Source organism: Paenibacillus sp. NPDC058898, from assembly GCF_049316025.1.
Classification (GTDB): domain Bacteria; phylum Bacillota; class Bacilli; order Paenibacillales; family Paenibacillaceae; genus Paenibacillus_AQ.
In genome coordinates, this window is sequence record NZ_JBMOSM010000024.1 from 31,901 (window position 1) to 49,244 (window position 17,344).

General features: G+C 46.9%; 15 protein-coding genes. 4 read left to right on the forward strand and 11 right to left on the reverse strand.

Annotation, left to right across the window (positions count from 1 at the left end; genetic code table 11):
- Positions 1-196: 196 nt before the first annotated feature.
- From ACOZB4_RS32415 to rpmH, 10 genes are all read right to left on the reverse strand, one after another.
- Entirely contained in the window at positions 197-1,036 is an 840-nt protein-coding gene (locus tag ACOZB4_RS32415) for a ParB/RepB/Spo0J family partition protein (protein ID WP_076326291.1), read from the reverse strand.
- The gene (locus ACOZB4_RS32420; protein WP_076326292.1) at positions 1,029-1,790 is read right to left on the reverse strand and encodes a ParA family protein; all 762 of its coding nucleotides are present in this window, start codon (positions 1,788-1,790) and stop codon (positions 1,029-1,031) included. The genes ACOZB4_RS32415 and ACOZB4_RS32420 overlap by 8 nt, the downstream gene beginning before the upstream one ends.
- Before the next feature lie 267 nt (positions 1,791-2,057).
- Positions 2,058-2,876: a nucleoid occlusion protein gene (gene noc / locus ACOZB4_RS32425; protein ID WP_076326293.1), complete on the reverse strand. Its 819-nt coding sequence runs from the start codon at positions 2,874-2,876 to the stop codon at positions 2,058-2,060.
- Between the two features lie 1,485 nt (positions 2,877-4,361).
- Positions 4,362-5,084, reverse strand: a complete 723-nt coding sequence (gene rsmG, locus ACOZB4_RS32430; RefSeq protein WP_076326294.1) for a 16S rRNA (guanine(527)-N(7))-methyltransferase RsmG — start codon at positions 5,082-5,084, stop codon at positions 4,362-4,364.
- A gap of 3 nt (positions 5,085-5,087) precedes the next feature.
- The gene (mnmG, locus tag ACOZB4_RS32435; RefSeq protein WP_379412024.1) at positions 5,088-6,974 is read right to left on the reverse strand and encodes a tRNA uridine-5-carboxymethylaminomethyl(34) synthesis enzyme MnmG; all 1,887 of its coding nucleotides are present in this window, start codon (positions 6,972-6,974) and stop codon (positions 5,088-5,090) included.
- A gap of 109 nt (positions 6,975-7,083) precedes the next feature.
- A complete protein-coding gene (gene mnmE / locus ACOZB4_RS32440; protein ID WP_098749638.1) occupies positions 7,084-8,460 on the reverse strand; it encodes a tRNA uridine-5-carboxymethylaminomethyl(34) synthesis GTPase MnmE in 1,377 nt (458 codons plus the stop codon).
- Between the two features lie 190 nt (positions 8,461-8,650).
- Positions 8,651-9,436, reverse strand: coding sequence for an RNA-binding cell elongation regulator Jag/EloR (jag, locus tag ACOZB4_RS32445; RefSeq protein WP_339269157.1), 786 nt, complete (start codon positions 9,434-9,436; stop codon positions 8,651-8,653).
- Entirely contained in the window at positions 9,433-10,326 is an 894-nt protein-coding gene (locus ACOZB4_RS32450; protein WP_379412044.1) for a YidC/Oxa1 family membrane protein insertase, read from the reverse strand. Before ACOZB4_RS32450 ends, jag begins: the two co-directional genes overlap by 4 nt.
- 75 nt (positions 10,327-10,401) lie before the next feature.
- A complete protein-coding gene (gene rnpA / locus ACOZB4_RS32455; protein ID WP_009591465.1) occupies positions 10,402-10,752 on the reverse strand; it encodes a ribonuclease P protein component in 351 nt (116 codons plus the stop codon).
- 223 nt (positions 10,753-10,975) lie between these two features.
- Positions 10,976-11,110, reverse strand: coding sequence for a 50S ribosomal protein L34 (rpmH, locus tag ACOZB4_RS32460; protein ID WP_006207379.1), 135 nt, complete (start codon positions 11,108-11,110; stop codon positions 10,976-10,978).
- Positions 11,111-11,564: 454 nt separating this feature from the next.
- Here rpmH and gnd point away from each other — a divergent pair, with 454 nt between their 5' ends.
- The 4 genes from gnd (at position 11,565) to gntK (ending at position 16,436) form a co-directional block, all read left to right on the forward strand.
- Positions 11,565-12,464 (forward strand): phosphogluconate dehydrogenase (NAD(+)-dependent, decarboxylating), encoded by a 900-nt coding sequence (gnd, locus tag ACOZB4_RS32465; protein ID WP_339269160.1) that lies wholly within the window; start codon positions 11,565-11,567, stop codon positions 12,462-12,464.
- 135 nt (positions 12,465-12,599) lie between these two features.
- On the forward strand, positions 12,600-13,277 hold the full coding sequence (locus tag ACOZB4_RS32470; RefSeq protein ID WP_379412067.1) for a GntR family transcriptional regulator: 678 nt from the start codon (positions 12,600-12,602) through the stop codon (positions 13,275-13,277).
- Positions 13,278-13,439: 162 nt separating this feature from the next.
- Positions 13,440-14,801, forward strand: coding sequence for a GntP family permease (locus ACOZB4_RS32475; RefSeq protein WP_076326301.1), 1,362 nt, complete (start codon positions 13,440-13,442; stop codon positions 14,799-14,801).
- 87 nt (positions 14,802-14,888) lie between these two features.
- Complete coding sequence (gene gntK / locus ACOZB4_RS32480; protein ID WP_379412071.1) at positions 14,889-16,436, forward strand: gluconokinase; 1,548 nt, start codon at positions 14,889-14,891, stop codon at positions 16,434-16,436.
- Between the two features lie 172 nt (positions 16,437-16,608).
- On the opposite strand, the gene ACOZB4_RS32485 is transcribed toward gntK, so the two are convergent.
- A complete protein-coding gene (locus ACOZB4_RS32485) occupies positions 16,609-17,322 on the reverse strand; it encodes a hypothetical protein (RefSeq protein WP_422759727.1) in 714 nt (237 codons plus the stop codon).
- Positions 17,323-17,344: the final 22 nt, after the last annotated feature.

The window sequence follows — 17,344 nt, forward strand, 5'->3', positions numbered from 1 at the left end:
ACAGGATATGTCCAAAAACCTCTTTAATCCAGCATCAAGGCTATGGCTTCACGTTTAGTTAAATAAAGACATATCTCATTCCCTTACAGGAACGTCGACATGTCTTTGGTTTTTAATCACACTCATTTGCTGTTCAACCATTTGTTATTCAACCCGTCACTCACAATAGTATCTTCTTCAACAAAACTACGACTCTTTATTGAAGAAGTTCCAACAACCGTTCCAGGTCCTGTCTGCTATAGTAATTAAGCTCAATCTTCCCTTTATCCTTATTGTGCTTAATTTTTACAGTTGTTTTAAACCGTTCTCTCAGATCCTCTTCCAAATGATCGATATAAGGATCTCTATTCTTAACCTTAGGCTTCGCTTTATCCGTTGGTTTACGATCCAGATTCTTAACAGCTTCCTCTAGTTCACGAACACTCCACTCTTGCTCAACACACTGTTTTGCCAACTGCTTAACGAGAATTGGATCCTTTATTCCAACGATCGCTCGGGCATGTCCCATGGATAATGTTCCACGTGAAACATTGTCCTTCACTTCTTCTGGTAGGGAAAGCAACCGCAAAAAGTTAGCGATGTGAGAACGAGACTTACCTACCTTCAATGAAAGCTCTTCTTGGGTTAAGGAAAATTGTTCCATCAGACCTTGATAAGCTACAGCAATCTCCATGGCGTTCAGGTTCTCGCGCTGCAGGTTCTCAATCAGGGCGATTTCCATAACCTGTTGATCGCTAAAAGATCGAACCACCGCCGGAATCGTAGCTTTTCCGCAATATTGAGATGCCCGGAATCTGCGCTCCCCGGCAATAATCTCATACCCTTTCAGCACACTGCGGACGATAATCGGTTGTATAACTCCATGCTGACGGATCGATTCCGCCAATTCCTGGATTGCCTCATCGTTAAATGTCTTGCGCGGCTGATACGGATTCGCTCGCAATTGACTGAGCGGAATTTCCACTACCTTGTCATCATCATGAATAGACAAAGATGGAATAAGCGCATCCAGCCCTTTTCCCAATCGTTTACTCATACGAGATCACTTCCTTTGCCAGCTCCAAGTATACTTCCGCTCCCTTAGAACGTGGATCATATGTAATGATCGACTGTCCATGAGAAGGTGCCTCACTCAAACGAATGTTTCTAGGAATAATCGTTCTGTACACTTTTTCCTGGAAATACTTTTTCACTTCTTCAATCACTTGAATGCCCAGGTTCGTGCGCGCATCCAGCATCGTCAGCAATACGCCTTCAATCTTGAGAGAGGTATTCAGGTGTTTCTGAACAAGACGAACCGTATTCAGCAGCTGACTCAGACCCTCCAGCGCGTAATACTCACATTGAATCGGGATAATTACTGAATCGGCCGCGGTCAATGAATTGATCGTTAAAATGCCAAGCGATGGAGGACAATCAATCAAAATATAATCGTACTGAGGCTTGATTAATTGTAGTGATTTCTTCAATCGTACCTCACGAGAAATCGTAGGGACAAGCTCAATCTCAGCACCAGCCAATTGAATGGTTGCCGGAATGATGTCCAATCCTTCTATGTTAGTCCCACAGATGGCGTCCTTCGGGTGTACTTCATTGATGATAATATCATATATGCAATTTGCAACATCGGCTTTATTAATGCCAACCCCACTCGTTGTATTTCCTTGGGGGTCTATATCCACCAAAAGCACCCGTTTGCCTAGCGAAGCCAATCCAGCTCCCAGATTGACGGAAGTCGTCGTTTTGCCGACACCGCCCTTTTGATTTGCTATGGCAATTATCTTTGACACTCATTTCACCTCAATGTAGGAAGACTCTTCTAAGTAGTCGCAATAGATGATATACAGCGATAGGCTGTATATGTGTATTAAGCGAACGTTCCCGGTAACTACGGGATGCCCAGGATTTAGCGGATGAAAATGAGTAATAATAAATTACATGGTTCTCATCTGTAACAACAAACCTAATCCCTTCGTTAATCGATACAGTCTGGTGTAGAGCACTATCTCTTGATCAACAGAAAAAGCGGTACGATGCATACCGCTTCACACCATATCTTAACGTTTAGGTATTTTTATAACGATTTCATAGTGATCTTCATGATCATTCTCTGTTGTTTTAATTGCCATCCCGGAACCGGATACCATATCAATCGATTGACGAATCGTGTTCAAAGCCAGGCGAACATCCTTACTATAAGATATACGCTTAGACTTCTTCATCGTTGTTACTTCTTTATAAAAGGCGATTCGTGCCTCCGTCTGCTTCACATTCAGTTCCTTGGTAATGATCTCATCCAGCACCTTGAGCTGGGTTTCTTCATTATCCAAAGAAAGCAGCGCACGAGCATGGCGTTCCGTCACTTTACGTTCCATCAAAGCCACTTTGACTGCTTCTGGCAGCTGCAGCAAGCGAATCTTGTTTGCAATTGTAGACTGGCTTTTTCCTAAACGCTGTGCCAAGCTCTCTTGTGTCAGTTGATGAAGATCAATCAGCTTCTGATAAGCAACAGCCTCTTCAATGGATGTCAGTCCTTCACGCTGCAAATTTTCGATTAACGCAATCGATGCCGCCTGTGAATCGTTGAACTCCCGAACAATGGCCGGAATCGTGTCCAGACCCAGCTTCTTAACCGCACGCCAGCGGCGTTCCCCTGCAATGATCTCATACATGCCATTACGGACGCGAACAACGATAGGTTGAATGACTCCATGAGTTTTAATCGTCTGGAGCAGTTCATCAATCTTCTCATCATCAAAAATCGTCCGTGGCTGGTATGGGCTGCTGACAATCTCGTTTACCGGGATTTGTTTCACTTCATCCCCTTGGTTACGCTCTGCCGCTAAGCCAAACAATCTCGAAAATTGTTCTTTCATTCCGTATATTACCACCTAATTTCATGATAGCACGGATAAGCCTCCGAATATCCCGGAATCGGTTAAACGATTGGACAACCACAATATGGAGCCATACACAGATGATTCCACCATCCATTGGCGCTAGAATCCACTGTGGTGCCAGGCATTTCCCTGCAAAAACAGATTTCATGCTGATCAGAGAAAAGACGCCTGTGGTGATCATAGACGTATTACTCTGATCCAAACCGCTGCATGAAGCGGTTTCTTCTTGAGAGATATAACAGGAGGTTTTATCATGATGCTTACTATCAATCGATATCTCACAAGTGGTATATATGTTTTCTACTTCGCATAAGGCCATGATCCCCTTGGGATCGCACGGCACTTTCCAAAAAACAGCAGCCACAACGATCAAGGTTGTTGACTGCACGAAGCAAGGATGGAAAAGTGACCAAACCAGGATTTATACTCTTTCATCCTATTAAAGAACGGGCAAACCGGCCCTTCTGTCCAAATGGATACTACGATTCTATTCTACCACTTTTTGTCCTATAACTCTATTCTCCAATATCACCTTTTTTCCTTCATTTCTCGCTTGCTTTATACATGATTTGTGCACAGTTCCAAAGTTTTTGCCTCGATATCATGTTAATAGGCCACCTTTATCTATCCTGCAGCCTTTCTAACGATCCTAGCATTCAGAATAATTGTGGGATTTGCCAATAGATTAGATCTCTCCAACGACCAATATCATCCAAGTCAAAGACGAGCTGAATCTGAAAAGCTAGTAGATGAATGAAAACGAATTATGTAACATCGTGCGTCACTGCTCCCTTTGCGCACTTAGCGTTCTCCGGCGCATGATTATGATACCTTCAAACTTCCTTTCCTTAGTGGGTCTATCCTTCAATATCCAAGTTAGATAGCATAGTTGATATCAAAATAATCCGACAAACAAGAAATAACACTTCCAAAGAGATATCTATTTATATCCGACAACTTACTTCTAATGTTTCACGTGAAACATTGCAAATTTATCAGGTGCATCCACAGCGTTGATTTCATTCTTATTTATAAACTCAGCTTGAACTTGAAAATCTCCCTTTAGAAGTCAGCCTTGGCTCTGTTTAATAAATCCGCGCAAAGGATGAGCGCGCATGATCAAAACCTAAAGATGCTTCTGTATAGACTGCCTCCCACTCGGTGATCCGAGTTGAATTTTCTTATGTGATTTCACCCCACGTCCCAATCTATAGAATAGATAAACGTACTGATGGACTTAACCAACGAAACTAAAATAAACAACGGTCTCTATGTATTGCATATGTGAATAGAAAAAGATATTAACGACCGATCTGCCCGCTCAACAAATCTTACACAGCCAATTAAAAAAAAGAAGAACTCCATAGAGTCCTTCTCTTTGATTAGTTTACTTGTCTCCTTGCCAAGCTTGCTTCTGCAAGGGAGTCATTGATAGTGCCTTAGATCGGAGTTGCAAGATACTTACACAATCGGCGTCTTGCTGGCCGTACCCGCCTTGCGGGGGTACTTGGAAGGCGTGGCTCCCTTTTTATCGATTACCACGATATGCCGGCCAGATTCCTCTACGGGTAAGGAGAACGAATGAACCTTGTTCAAAGCCCCTCTCAGCTCCTTCAAGCTGCGAGCCGCCTCCTTCACCTCTTCCGTAGGGTCACTGCCCTTCATAGCGGCGAAACGCCCCCCTACCTTGGTGAAAGGTAGACAGAACTCGTTCAACACAGCCATGCGAGCAACCGCTCTTGCGGTGACCAGGTCGAACCCGTCACGGTACCCCTGCTTACGAGCAACCTCTTCCGCACGTCCGTGAATCAGTTCAACCCCATTCAGGCCAATCGTATCCACAACATGCTTCAGAAAGTTAATTCGTTTGTTAAGCGAATCCACAATCGTCAGTTTCACATGCGGGAAACATATTTTCAGAGGAATACCTGGGAAGCCAGCGCCTGATCCGATATCCGCCAGATTGCCGATTTGAGTCATATCCACGTAAAAAGCGAGCGTAATCGAGTCGTAAAAATGCTTCGTATAAACTTGCTCCCGTTCGGTAATTCCGGTTAAATTCATTTTCTCGTTCCACTCTACCAGTATCTCGTAATACATCTCGAACTGGTGAAGCTGTATCTCATCGATCGTAATCCCGTGCTCACCGAGCCGGTCAACAAAAGCCTTCTGAATGTCGTCCATTCCTTATCCTTTCGCTGCGGTTACCCGGTTATAATGCTCCAGGTAAACGAGAAGTATCGAAATATCCGCTGGCGTTACTCCTGCAATGCGTGATGCCTGACCGATGGAGATCGGACGGATCTTGTTCAGCTTCTGCCGAGCTTCCATGGCCAGTCCGTTGATTTCGTCATAAACGATATCTTCGGGAATGCGTTTTTTCTCCATCTTCTGCAGCTTTTCCACATGACCCAGCTGTTTCTCAATATAACCCGCATATTTGATTTGAATTTCGACTTGCTCCTTCATTTCCTCATCCAGTTCGTAAGGAGACGGCGAGAGCGACTCAATCATCGCAAACGTGATTTCCGGACGACGCAGGATCGTCAGCATATTGCTTCCATCCACAATCGGTGCAGAATCGGCCGCTTCCAGCATCGCATTCACTTCAACCGGCTTCACCTTCGTTTGCCGAAGACGTTCGATCTCTTGCTCAACCAACTGCTTCTTCTGAATGAATTTAGCATAACGCTCTTCCGAAATGAGGCCGATGTCGTGACCGATTTCAGTAAGACGCAAATCGGCATTATCATGACGAAGCAGCAGACGATATTCTGCACGGGAGGTGAGCAAACGATAAGGCTCATTTGTCCCTTTAGTCACCAGATCATCGATCAGCACTCCAATATAACCCTGGGAACGATCCAATATCACTGGCTCTTTGCCCTGCACTTTACGTGCTGCATTGATTCCCGCCATAATGCCTTGTCCTGCTGCCTCTTCATAGCCCGAGGTTCCATTGATCTGTCCGGCTGTGAACAGACCCGGCAGTTTTTTCGTTTCCAAAGACGGCCACAGCTGTGTTGGCACCATTGCATCATACTCGATAGCATATCCGTTACGCATCATTTCTACCTTCTCCATTCCGGGGATGGAACGAAGAACCGCAAGCTGAACATCCTCAGGCATGCTGGTGGATAGCCCTTGCACGTAGTATTCTTTCGTATTTTTACCTTCAGGCTCAAGGAAAATTTGATGTTTCGGTTTGTCGGCAAAACGAACGATCTTGTCCTCGATGGATGGGCAATAACGTGGCCCAGTACCTTCAATAACGCCGGAGAACATCGGTGCGCGGTGAAGGTTGTCATTGATGATCTGATGCGTATCCACCGACGTATACGTCAACCAGCAAGAAAGCTGCTCATTGTCGGAGGACTTTGTTTCATAAGAGAAGAACTTAGGCTTCTCATCCCCAGGCTGAATTTCGGTCTTGGAGAAATCAATCGTATCCTTATGCACCCGCGGGGGTGTACCTGTCTTGAAGCGAACAAGGTCAAATCCAAGCTCGCGCAGGTTATGCGCAAGTTTTACCGACGGCTGTTGATTGTTCGGACCGCTCTCATACATCAATTCACCCATAATAACTTTACCGCGCAAATACGTACCGGTTGTCAGCACAACGGCTTTCGCACGATATTCCGTACCCGTCTGCGTTATGATCCCCACGCACACACCATCTTCTACGATGAGCTGATCCACCATACCCTGACGAAGGGTAAGCTTCTCTTCCTTCTCCATCGTCTCTTTCATGGTATGCTGATAAGAAAACTTATCGGCTTGAGCACGCAGCGCATGGACAGCCGGACCTTTACCTGTATTCAACATTCGCATTTGAATGAAAGTTTTATCAATATTGCGTCCCATTTCTCCGCCCAGTGCGTCGATTTCGCGCACGACATGGCCTTTGGCAGGCCCTCCAATGGACGGGTTACACGGCATAAAAGCAACCATATCCAAGTTGATGGTAACCATCAACGTTTCAGCACCCATTCGTGCAGATGCAAGTGCAGCCTCGCAGCCGGCATGTCCTGCACCGACTACAATCACGTCATAAGTGCCACCCATATAGCTCATAGCTCACCATCCTGTTCTAATTGTGTTATATACGTAATCAAAGGGCATCCACCTCGGATATCCCTGAAATTGCTGAGCTGTTCCTACTATATATAGTAATCCTTGGAGCTTATTTACCCAAGCAAAACTGTGAAAAAATCTGATCAATGAGCGAATCGCCAACCGCTTCACCCAATATCTCACTTAACTGCTCCCAAGCCATTCTCACATCGATTTGGATCATATCAATCGGGATGAGCTGTTCAGCCGCATCGTAAGCATCCTGCAGCGACTGCTTGGATTTCTTCAGCAAAGCGATATGTCGCACATTGCTTACATACGTCAGATCTCCGCCTTCAATCTGGCCGCTGAAGAACAAGTTGGATATAGCCTCTTCCAACCGGTCAATTCCCTCTTGTGCCTTCATCGACATCGGAACAATCAATTCATCGGGGTAGTACCGATGCAGAATGTCCAGATCGAGATTAGACGGTAAGTCCATTTTATTCATAATGACAATACATTGTCTACCGCGTATTTGTTCCATCAATTCCAATTCGTCCTGATGCAGCGGTTCACTGGCATTCAGTACGAGCAGAATGAGATCCGCTTCGTTTACCGCATGCTTGGATCGTTCAACGCCGATCTGCTCGACCACATCCATCGTTTCCCGGATACCCGCCGTATCGAGCAGCTTCAACGGAATATTGTTAATGGTCACAAATTCCTCAATCACATCGCGAGTCGTCCCCGGTATATCCGTGACAATCGCCCGATTATCCTGGGCCAGCGTGTTTAGAAGCGAAGATTTGCCCACATTAGGGCGACCGATAATAGCTGTCGTAATCCCTTCACGTAGGATTTTCCCTTCTTGCGCAGTCTTCAGCAGCTTATCAATTTCACCCATGACAAGTTGGCTTTTCTCTTTAATGAATTCTGAAGTAAGCGACTCCACGTCATGCTCAGGATAATCGATATTCACTTCAATATGGGCCAGCGTTTCGACCAAGGTATGACGAAGCTCGTTAATCTTACGGGATAACGTTCCTTCAACCTGCTTGAGGGCAACGGAAAAGGCGCGATCGGATTTCGAACGAATCAGGTCGATAACGGCTTCCGCCTGGGATAGATCGATCCGCCCGTTTAAGAAAGCCCGCTTCGTAAATTCACCGGGTTCCGCCAAACGGATGTTTAATTGAAGCAACAAATCCATCACCCGCTTGACGGAGATGACCCCACCATGGGCACTGATCTCGACGACATCCTCGGTCGTGAACGATCGAGGAGCACGCATCACCGTCACGAGCACCTCTTCGAGGTTTTCTCCCGTTTTCGGATCTACAATATGACCGTAATGAACGGTATGGGAGTCCACTTCCGTTAACTTGTTTTTACTTTTGAATATACGCTCCACTTCCTGAACGGAATCCGGCCCGCTAACGCGAATAATCGCAATGCCGCCTTCACCGACAGCTGTTGAAATAGCTGCAATCGTATCACTAAACATCGTTTCCTTCACCTCTTTCTTTCGTAAAAAACATCAGAATTACAGCCATATCATATATAATTCGGCTGCTACATCTATCAACGTTAAAGAAAACCTCCTGATGGAGTCTTCCTGTATAGGTCTTTTTAAAAAACAATGACTCCCTCTTGAAGCTTAAGGAGTCATTGTTTATATATACTCTTCAACTCATTTAGGACGACTTGGGTGTAATGACAACCCGTCGGTTCGGCTCTTCGCCCTTGCTGTACGTCTTCACGGCTCCATGCGACTGGAGTTTGGCGTGAATCACCTTCCGCTCAGCAGCAGGCATAGGCTCAAGCACAATCTCTTTACGGGTCTTCAGAACCCGTCCCGCTAACCGATCCGCCAGATCCTCCAGCGTCTTCTTGCGACGGTCACGGAAGTTCTCAGCATCCAGTACGATGCGAAGATAACTGTCGGAGTAACGATTAGCTACGATATTCGCCAGATACTGAAGGGCATCCAGAGTCTGACCTCTTCGCCCGATCATCAGTCCCAGTCCGGCGCCGGAAATTTGAAGCGTGGTAAAGTCTTTCCCCTTCTCGACGTCAACCGAAATATCAAGCCCCATGGCTTGTCCGGTTTCAATCAGAAAGGTGATGGCTTCCTGGTAAGGATCCTTGCCTGCAAGCGAAGCTGTGTCAGGGCTCTCTGTATCCATGCTGACAGCAGGTTCCTGCGTCATTACAGAGGTATTAGAGACCTGAACCACTTTGGCTGGAACAGCTTGCGCGTTCGTAGGTGGTACTTCCTTCACAGATGAATCGCCGCCAGCACCGTCAGGCAGGAGCGTTAGTTCGACTTTCGCTTCCTTGACCCCGAACAGGCCCAGGAATCCTCTTGATGGCTGACTCAATACTTGAACCGATACACGGTCTTGACTTACACCCCATCGGGCCAGCCCTTGTGCGACAGCATCTTCAATGGTTTTTCCTGTTGCGACGATTTTACTCATCTCGACTTCTTGGCTCCCTTCGAACTTTTTTTCCCGCCTTTGCTGCCACTCTTTTTCCCGCCCTTGTTACCGCTCTTATTGCTCTTCTGACCGTCGGTTGCGCTGGCAACGCTTGCCACGATAGCAGCCTTGTCATTGTTGCGGTACAAGAAGTAGTTCTGCACGATCGTGTAGAGGTTACTGTAGAACCAGTACAACGGAAGTGCCGAAGGGAACTGGAAGGACATTACAAAGATCAGAATCGGATAAACAAACAGCATGAACTGCATCATTCCCATTTGCTGAGACGGGTTCATCTTCATCATCATTTTCGTTTGGAAAAACGTAGTTACAGCGGCAAGCACCGGCAAAATAAACAGCTTGTCCGGTTGACCTAATTGCAGCCACAGGAATTCGTGATCACGAAGGAGATTGTTATAGTAAATCGAATGATAGAGTGCGATAAATATCGGCATTTGTACGATCAGCGGCAAACATCCCGCCATCGGATTAACCTTATTCTCCTGGAAGAGCTTCATCGTTTCCATTTGAACTTTTTCAGGTTGATCTTTATATTTCTCGCGAATTTTCTGAATTTCAGGCTGAATGGCCTGCATTGCCTTCGAGCTTCTGACCTGTTTCAGAGTCAGCGGTAAAATCAAAGTACGGACGATAAGCACCATCACGAGTACGGACAATCCGTATTCACCGTTAAACCATGTAGCAAACGTATCAAGTGCCCATGTAAAGTAATAAACAACGTTGCTCTGCCAAAAGCCTCCATTTTTCAAATCTTCAATGGTACGCGTTTGGTCAGCTCCACCAGGCGCACAACCTGATATAACGGCCACTGCAAGTATTACAGCGGTGAGGAGGAACCATTTCCCTCGTCTTGTCTTCATGAACGACACTTCAAAACCCCTCTCTTCGCCATTCCATTCCACGGTAAATCATAACATATTTATATGGACAAATAAACACATGGTTCAGCCCCTCTTCGCTTTCAGAAGGGACGATTTCCTCAATACATGAAGCACGCTTTTTTCCAGCTCCTGATATGACTTATCGAGTGCTCCCTTTCGAACGATAAAGATCAGGTCAATATGCTCGATAATCTGATGCTGATGGTGCCTGACAATCTCTTTAACCAGCCGTCTCATCCGGTTGCGGACAACCGCATTGCCGATCTTTTTGCTGCATGAAACGCCAACGCGAAACTGCTCTACCTCTTTTTTGCGTGACCAATATACAACAAATTGATGATTGGCGAAGGACTTTCCGTGTCGATATACCCGGCTGAAATCAGCGCGGTTCCGTAAACGAAGTTTTCTATGCACAAGTTTCTCCCGCCCTGCCGTTAATCAAGTTCAAGAATTAAACGTTTCTTTGGCATCTCTTCTATTATAATAGTATAGTCATGCCAAAACCGCTATAAACACTCACTTGGAATACTTTAAGACACACTATAGCCTATATCCTGCCGATTTCAAAAGGAAACTCCTCACACTGCAGGAGATATTACGAAAAAAAGACCACCTCGGTGGTCTTCGTGGCACAATATTAAGCGCTCAGTACTTTTCTGCCTTTTTGACGGCGGTTAGCCAATACTTTGCGTCCGTTCTTCGTGCTCATTCTTTTACGGAAGCCGTGTACCTTTTTACGTTTGCTTACATTCGGTTTGAAAGTCGGTCTCATGAATTAATGCACCCCCTTACAGGAATATGTCGTACCCATATTTTAAGATCATAACGTCAATCGACGCACTTTCACGGAAGAATAGACCGCGATTTGTTGAACCGACGTCTATGGACGTATCTCTTGTAAACAGACCGCTAAATGGTAGCGGATAATGTTCTCATCTTCACAGAAAATGCCTTTATACATTTAATCACGTTCAGGCCCAAAAGTCAAACCTTAGTTAACTTCAGCAAGCACTTAAGTTTTCCACAAGTAGTCATTATTGCTAGTTTTGAATTATCCACATGGGGATAACCTATTTAAATAGATTGTGGATGTCATTTTTCGATCCATATAACGCCTTTCATCCCTAAAATGTCCCTTATTTACACAGGCGCTATAAAAGAGTAGTATAAATAATTGAATTTAAGTTGTATACAAGTATACACCGAAGAAGGAGCTGCTTTGTTTTATGAAAATAGGCATGATCGGTCTGGGGAAAATGGGCCTCAATCTGGTTCAGAATCTAATTCATCATCAGCATCAGGTCGTAGCTTACGACTTAAATAAGGAATTGGTCGATCAAGCTGCCCAGTGTGGTGCCGAGGCCGCAGCATCAACTGAATTGCTTGTTGCCAAACTGGATAAACCCCGCATCGTTTGGATGATGGTACCAGCTGGAGATATCGTGGATTCCGTCATCGATTCCCTCACCCCACTCCTCGAGTCCGGTGATATTCTGATTGACGGTGGCAATTCACATTATAAAGATTCCAAAGCCCGTGCAGCGCGGCTGGCGGATCAAGGCATTTATTATTTTGATGCCGGCACTTCCGGCGGTATGGAAGGCGCTCATAACGGTGGCTGCTTTATGATTGGGGGCAACCGCGACGTATTCAACAGCATTGAACCCCTATTTAAGGATATGGCTGTTGAGAACGGTTACTTGTATGCCGGGGAAAGCGGCAGCGGTCATTTTCTGAAAATGGTCCATAACGGAATCGAATACGGCATGATGCAATCCATTGCGGAAGGCTTTGAAGTGTTGGAAAAAAGCGCGTTCGACTTCAACTATGAGGATGTCGCGCGGGTATGGTCCAATGGTTCCGTCATTCGGAGCTGGCTCATGGAGCTGACGCAAAACGCATTTTCCAAGGATCCGAAGCTGGATGGCATCAAAGGGGTGATGAAATCATCCGGTGAAGGAAGATGGACCGTTGAAACGGCACTTGAGGTTCAAGCCAGCGCTCCAGTCATTGCCATGTCGCTGTTCATGCGATATCGCTCCCTTGACCAAGATACGTTCCACGGCAAAGTCGTTGCAGCACTGCGTAATGAATTCGGTGGCCATGCGGTTGAAAAATCGGAATAGCATTAATTCTCTTCTATAACCTGCTGTTTCTTAAGGGCATCATGTCATAGTCTCTTTATGGTCCCTTTTCCTTTCGATGTGGTATCATTACCACTAGAGAAAATTAGAATCAGTACCGGATTGGAGAATTATGCTATGAAATTTCCCTCAACGTGGCTTCAAGGAGCCTCTCTCGGAGAGGCCATCGCCAGTGAACTGAGATTACAAATTATTAGCGGTACCATCAAGCGGGGAGAAATCCTGTCCGAGAATCGGATTGCAGGTGAATTCGGCACCAGCCGATCTCCTGTGCGGGAAGCAATGAAAACGCTGTCCAGCGAAGGATTGATACAATTGGAGCGCATGGGCGCCGTTGTCATGGGCTTATCGCTTAAGGAAGTAGAAGAATTATACGATGTCCGTTTTCTTATTGAGAGCTTTGTTCAAGGCAAAGTATTTGCGAATCCCCAGCCGAAATTAATCCAACATTTAAAACAAATCGTTGATCGGATGGAACTTGCCGCGAAACATGAGGACCCGGTTGAATTCTCCTATCAGGATTTGGCTTTTCATGAACGGATCATTACGGAAGCAAACCATAAACGGATTCTTCATCTGTGGAAGAGCATTCGCCCTATCGTGATCACAGTCATGTTAATTACGACCCGTCAGGTGTTCGGTGGCGGAGGCACCAAGATTCGGTATGTCATGGACAAGCATCTTCAGCTTATTGCAGAGATGGAATCCCTGGATCCGGCACGGATCCAAACGGCGGTTCAACATTATTTCGATGATTCCCGTCAAACGCTTCATCTTAGTTTTCCGGAGGGTTAGCTTAATCCTCCCTTCCTCCGTCTTACGAAACACTGCATGCGCTCTAAGTTGTCGACAAGTATACAATCGAATTCAGCTTTGTTTTGGGTATACTACCGCAGAACAGCTCGATATGAACCATTTCCCAATTCAAAATGGGTAATCTATAGGAGGAAGCAAGATATGAATTCACTATTCGGTCTCAGTCATAATGCTACATTAATGATCTGGACGCTGCTGACGATCGTCTTCCTGATCGTGCTGATTTCCAAATATAAATGGAACCCTTTCGTGACCCTACTGATCTCCGCACTAATCCTTGGTCTATTAACGGGCATGCAGCCTGCGGATGTTATTACCTCGATCACAGGCGGCCTGGGGGGAACGCTTGGAACGATTGCCATCGTTATCGCCCTTGGTACCATGCTCGGAAAAATGATGGCTGAATCCGGAGGCGCCGAGCAAATCGCGACCACCCTCGTTGATCGCTTCGGCGAAAAGCGGGTCCATTGGTCCATGATGATTGTCGGCTTTATCGTCGGTATTCCCGTATTTTTCGAGGTGGGCGTTATCCTGTTGATTCCTATTGTCTTCACGGTTGCACGCAAAACGAAAATGTCTCTGCTGCACATCGGCATTCCGATTCTCGCCGGATTGTCCACCGTTCACGGTTTGGTACCTCCGCATCCCGCTCCAATGATTGCTATTGAAGCTTATGATGCGAACCTTGGCATGACGATCCTCTACTCGCTCCTGGTCGGGATCCCTGCAGCGATACTGGCCGGTCCGGTGTTCGGCAAATTTATCGGCAAACGGATCCGAACCGAACCACCCGAGGAACTTGCCGAGCAGTTCTCAAGCAAAGCTGAACGCGGATTACCCGGCTTCGGCATCACTTTGTTTACAATCTTGCTGCCGGTCATTCTGATGCTTATCGGTTCCGCAGCCGATATTATCGATCCGGAGTCCACCAGCTTTATAGCCGTGTTCTGCAAATTTATCGGTCATGAAGTCATTGCACTGCTCATAGCTGCAGTCTTCTCCTTCTTCTCGCTGGGATTCGCACGCGGCTTTAATAAACATGATCTGTCCCGCTTCACCAGCGAATGTCTCGCTCCGATCGCTACGATCATTCTGATCATCGGTGCGGGCGGTGCATTCAAGCAGGTTCTGATCAACAGTGGCGTCGGCAATGCCATTGCCGAAATTGCAACCGGTGCAAATATCAATATCATCCTATTCGCGTGGCTTGTAGCCGCACTCATTCGAGTTGCAACCGGTTCCGCCACTGTAGCCATGACGACTGCCGCTGGGATTGTCGCTCCTGTGCTTGCCATGACGCCTGGGGCTAACGTAGAGCTTGTGGTGCTTGCTACCGGGGCAGGCTCCATCGTACTGTCTCACGTGAACGATGCCGGCTTCTGGATGGTAAAAGAATTCTTTAACATGACGGTAGCCCAGACGCTGAAATCCTGGACCGTGATGGAAACAATTCTGTCCCTGACCGGACTGGTGTTGGCTCTGGTTCTCAATGTAATTGTATAATGAAGCAATAAGACACATGGGGGCTCCCGGAATGCTGATATTTTGACAGCGAACCGGGTGCCCTTACGTAGAAAGAAGGTATGTCTCTTGAGTACTCAGAACTATATGATCGGTGTCGATATCGGAACAACCAGCACCAAAGCCGTGCTTTTCAAGGAGAATGGTGAGGTTGTAGCCAAAGCCGGCGGCGAATATCCGCTGCTCACCCCTACTCCCTCTACGGCGGAACAAGATCCGGAGCAAATCTTTCAGACCGTCATTTCCTCTGTCCAAGGGGTCATGTCGCAGAGCGGGATTGATCCGGCTCAAGTTCTGTTCGTATCTTTCAGTGCGGCTATGCACAGCGTCATTGCCGTAGATAGCCAAGGCACCCCGTTGACTCGCTGCATTACCTGGGCCGACAACCGCAGTGCTGCCTGGTCTGCAAAGCTCAAAAAAGAACTCGGCGGGATGGAGCTGTATCTTAGAACCGGAACTCCGATTCATCCGATGTCGCCTGTGACCAAGCTGATGTGGATGCGCCATGAGCTGCCTTCCATCTTTCATCAAACAGCCAAATTCATTTCGATTAAAGAATATGTTTATTTCAAACTATTCGGCCAATATATTGTAGACCATTCCATTGCCTCCAGTACCGGAATGATGAACCTCGACGCACTGGCATGGGACCAGCAGGCGCTCGAGCTCGCTGGCATCACGGAGGACCATTTATCTACGATAGTACCGACGACACATATCATAGAAGGCCTGAAAAGCGAATATGCCGCAGCCATGGGGCTCTCCACTTCTACCCCCTTCGTCCTTGGCGCTGCCGACGGCGTGCTGTCGAACCTCGGCGTGAATGCCATTAAACCGGGAGTCGTTGCCGCTACCATCGGTACGAGCGGTGCAATCCGTACGGTTGTCGACAAACCGATGACTGATCCGAAGGGTCGTATTTTCTGCTACGCATTAACGGAGAAGCACTGGGTCATCGGCGGCGCGGTTAACAACGGCGGCATGATTTTCCGCTGGGTTCGCGATGAATTTGCCGCCTCCGAGGTCGAAACGGCCAAGCGGCTCGGCATCAATTCGTATGATGTACTAACCAAAATCGCGGACCGTATTCCGCCAGGCTCGAACGGACTGCTATTCCACCCGTACCTGACCGGAGAACGTGCGCCGTTATGGGATCCCAATGCCCGTGGATCGTTCTTTGGTTTAACCCTGAATCATAAAAAAGAGCATATGATCCGCTCCGTGCTGGAGGGCGTGATCTTTAATATGTATACCGTTCTGCTGGCGATGGAGGAACAAATCGGCCGACCGGCCAAAATCCATGCCACCGGCGGTTTCGCCCGTTCACCGATCTGGCGGCAGATGATGGCGGATATTTTTGACCAGCAGGTGATCGTGCCGGAAAGCTACGAGAGCTCATGCCTTGGCGCCGTAGTCCTTGGTCTGTACGCTACAGGAAGAGCGGATTCACTCGACATTGTAGAGACGATGGTTGGCGGCACCCATGAACACCAGCCTGTGAAGGAAAGTTCTGATGTTTATAAGGCTCTGCTGCCAATCTTCATCCGCATTTCGCGGAAACTGGAAGAAGATTATGAAGCCATTAGCCAATTTCAGCGCCGATTCGAGCAATCGTAAGCTTACTAGTAAGGAAAACGTCTATCTACGTACATTCTAGAGAAAACAGACCGCGATTAGATGTTGTTTTTCTTGCAATATCAGGTAGGCCATGTTTCGAAGTTTATACTTTATCTGAAGTAAAAGCCCGTTTTCGATGGATCCGATCCATGGCGAAAACGGGCTTTTTTTGTCATAATGCCTGTGTGAAAAATATCCACAGTGAGAATCCCATACCGAAAATTCCCCCTGCCTTACACATAAAGAAGTAGAAATCGCTGGGCTCCGGATTATCAACCATCCAATTCGAGGGCGACATATGAAACATAAAGCGTTGAAAGGCTTCATAACGGAATCCGCACCAGGCATAGATCAGCATCACGAGCGCCAATATGAAGAATCCTACGCTGCCGTTAGGGTCATGATATCGCTCGTTGGAAGCCTTCACAAGCTCTGAGGGGAAGTAGCGTGGCTCTTCCGGATCGGATCGGTGGACTTGCCCCGTTCCATCGCTGAACCTGATGCCTGGAACGATCATTTCTCCCTTCTCGTCGTATGAAAGAAAGCTTCGATCTCCAAACGGCTTCGCACGGTAGGCCTTTTCGCCGGGATAAAGCACTTCATATGACGCAGAATCGTCCGATTCCTTGCCATATGCACGGATTTCATATATCTCGCCCGCAATCTCAACTCGTTTCTCTTCTTCATAAGTATGAACATAAATTGGCTCACCGCGGCCAAATGATGCCCTATATTCGATGCTCCCGCTTCCGGAATCGGCATATTTGGCGTACTTTAGTCCTTCCATATGAAACACTTTCTTCGAATAATAGCCCTGGGCCCACACGGTAATTAGAACCAATGCGGCCGCCAGAGCGAGTAATAACCCTATTCTTCTCCAATTCAAGGCCTTCCCTTCCGTCCGCATC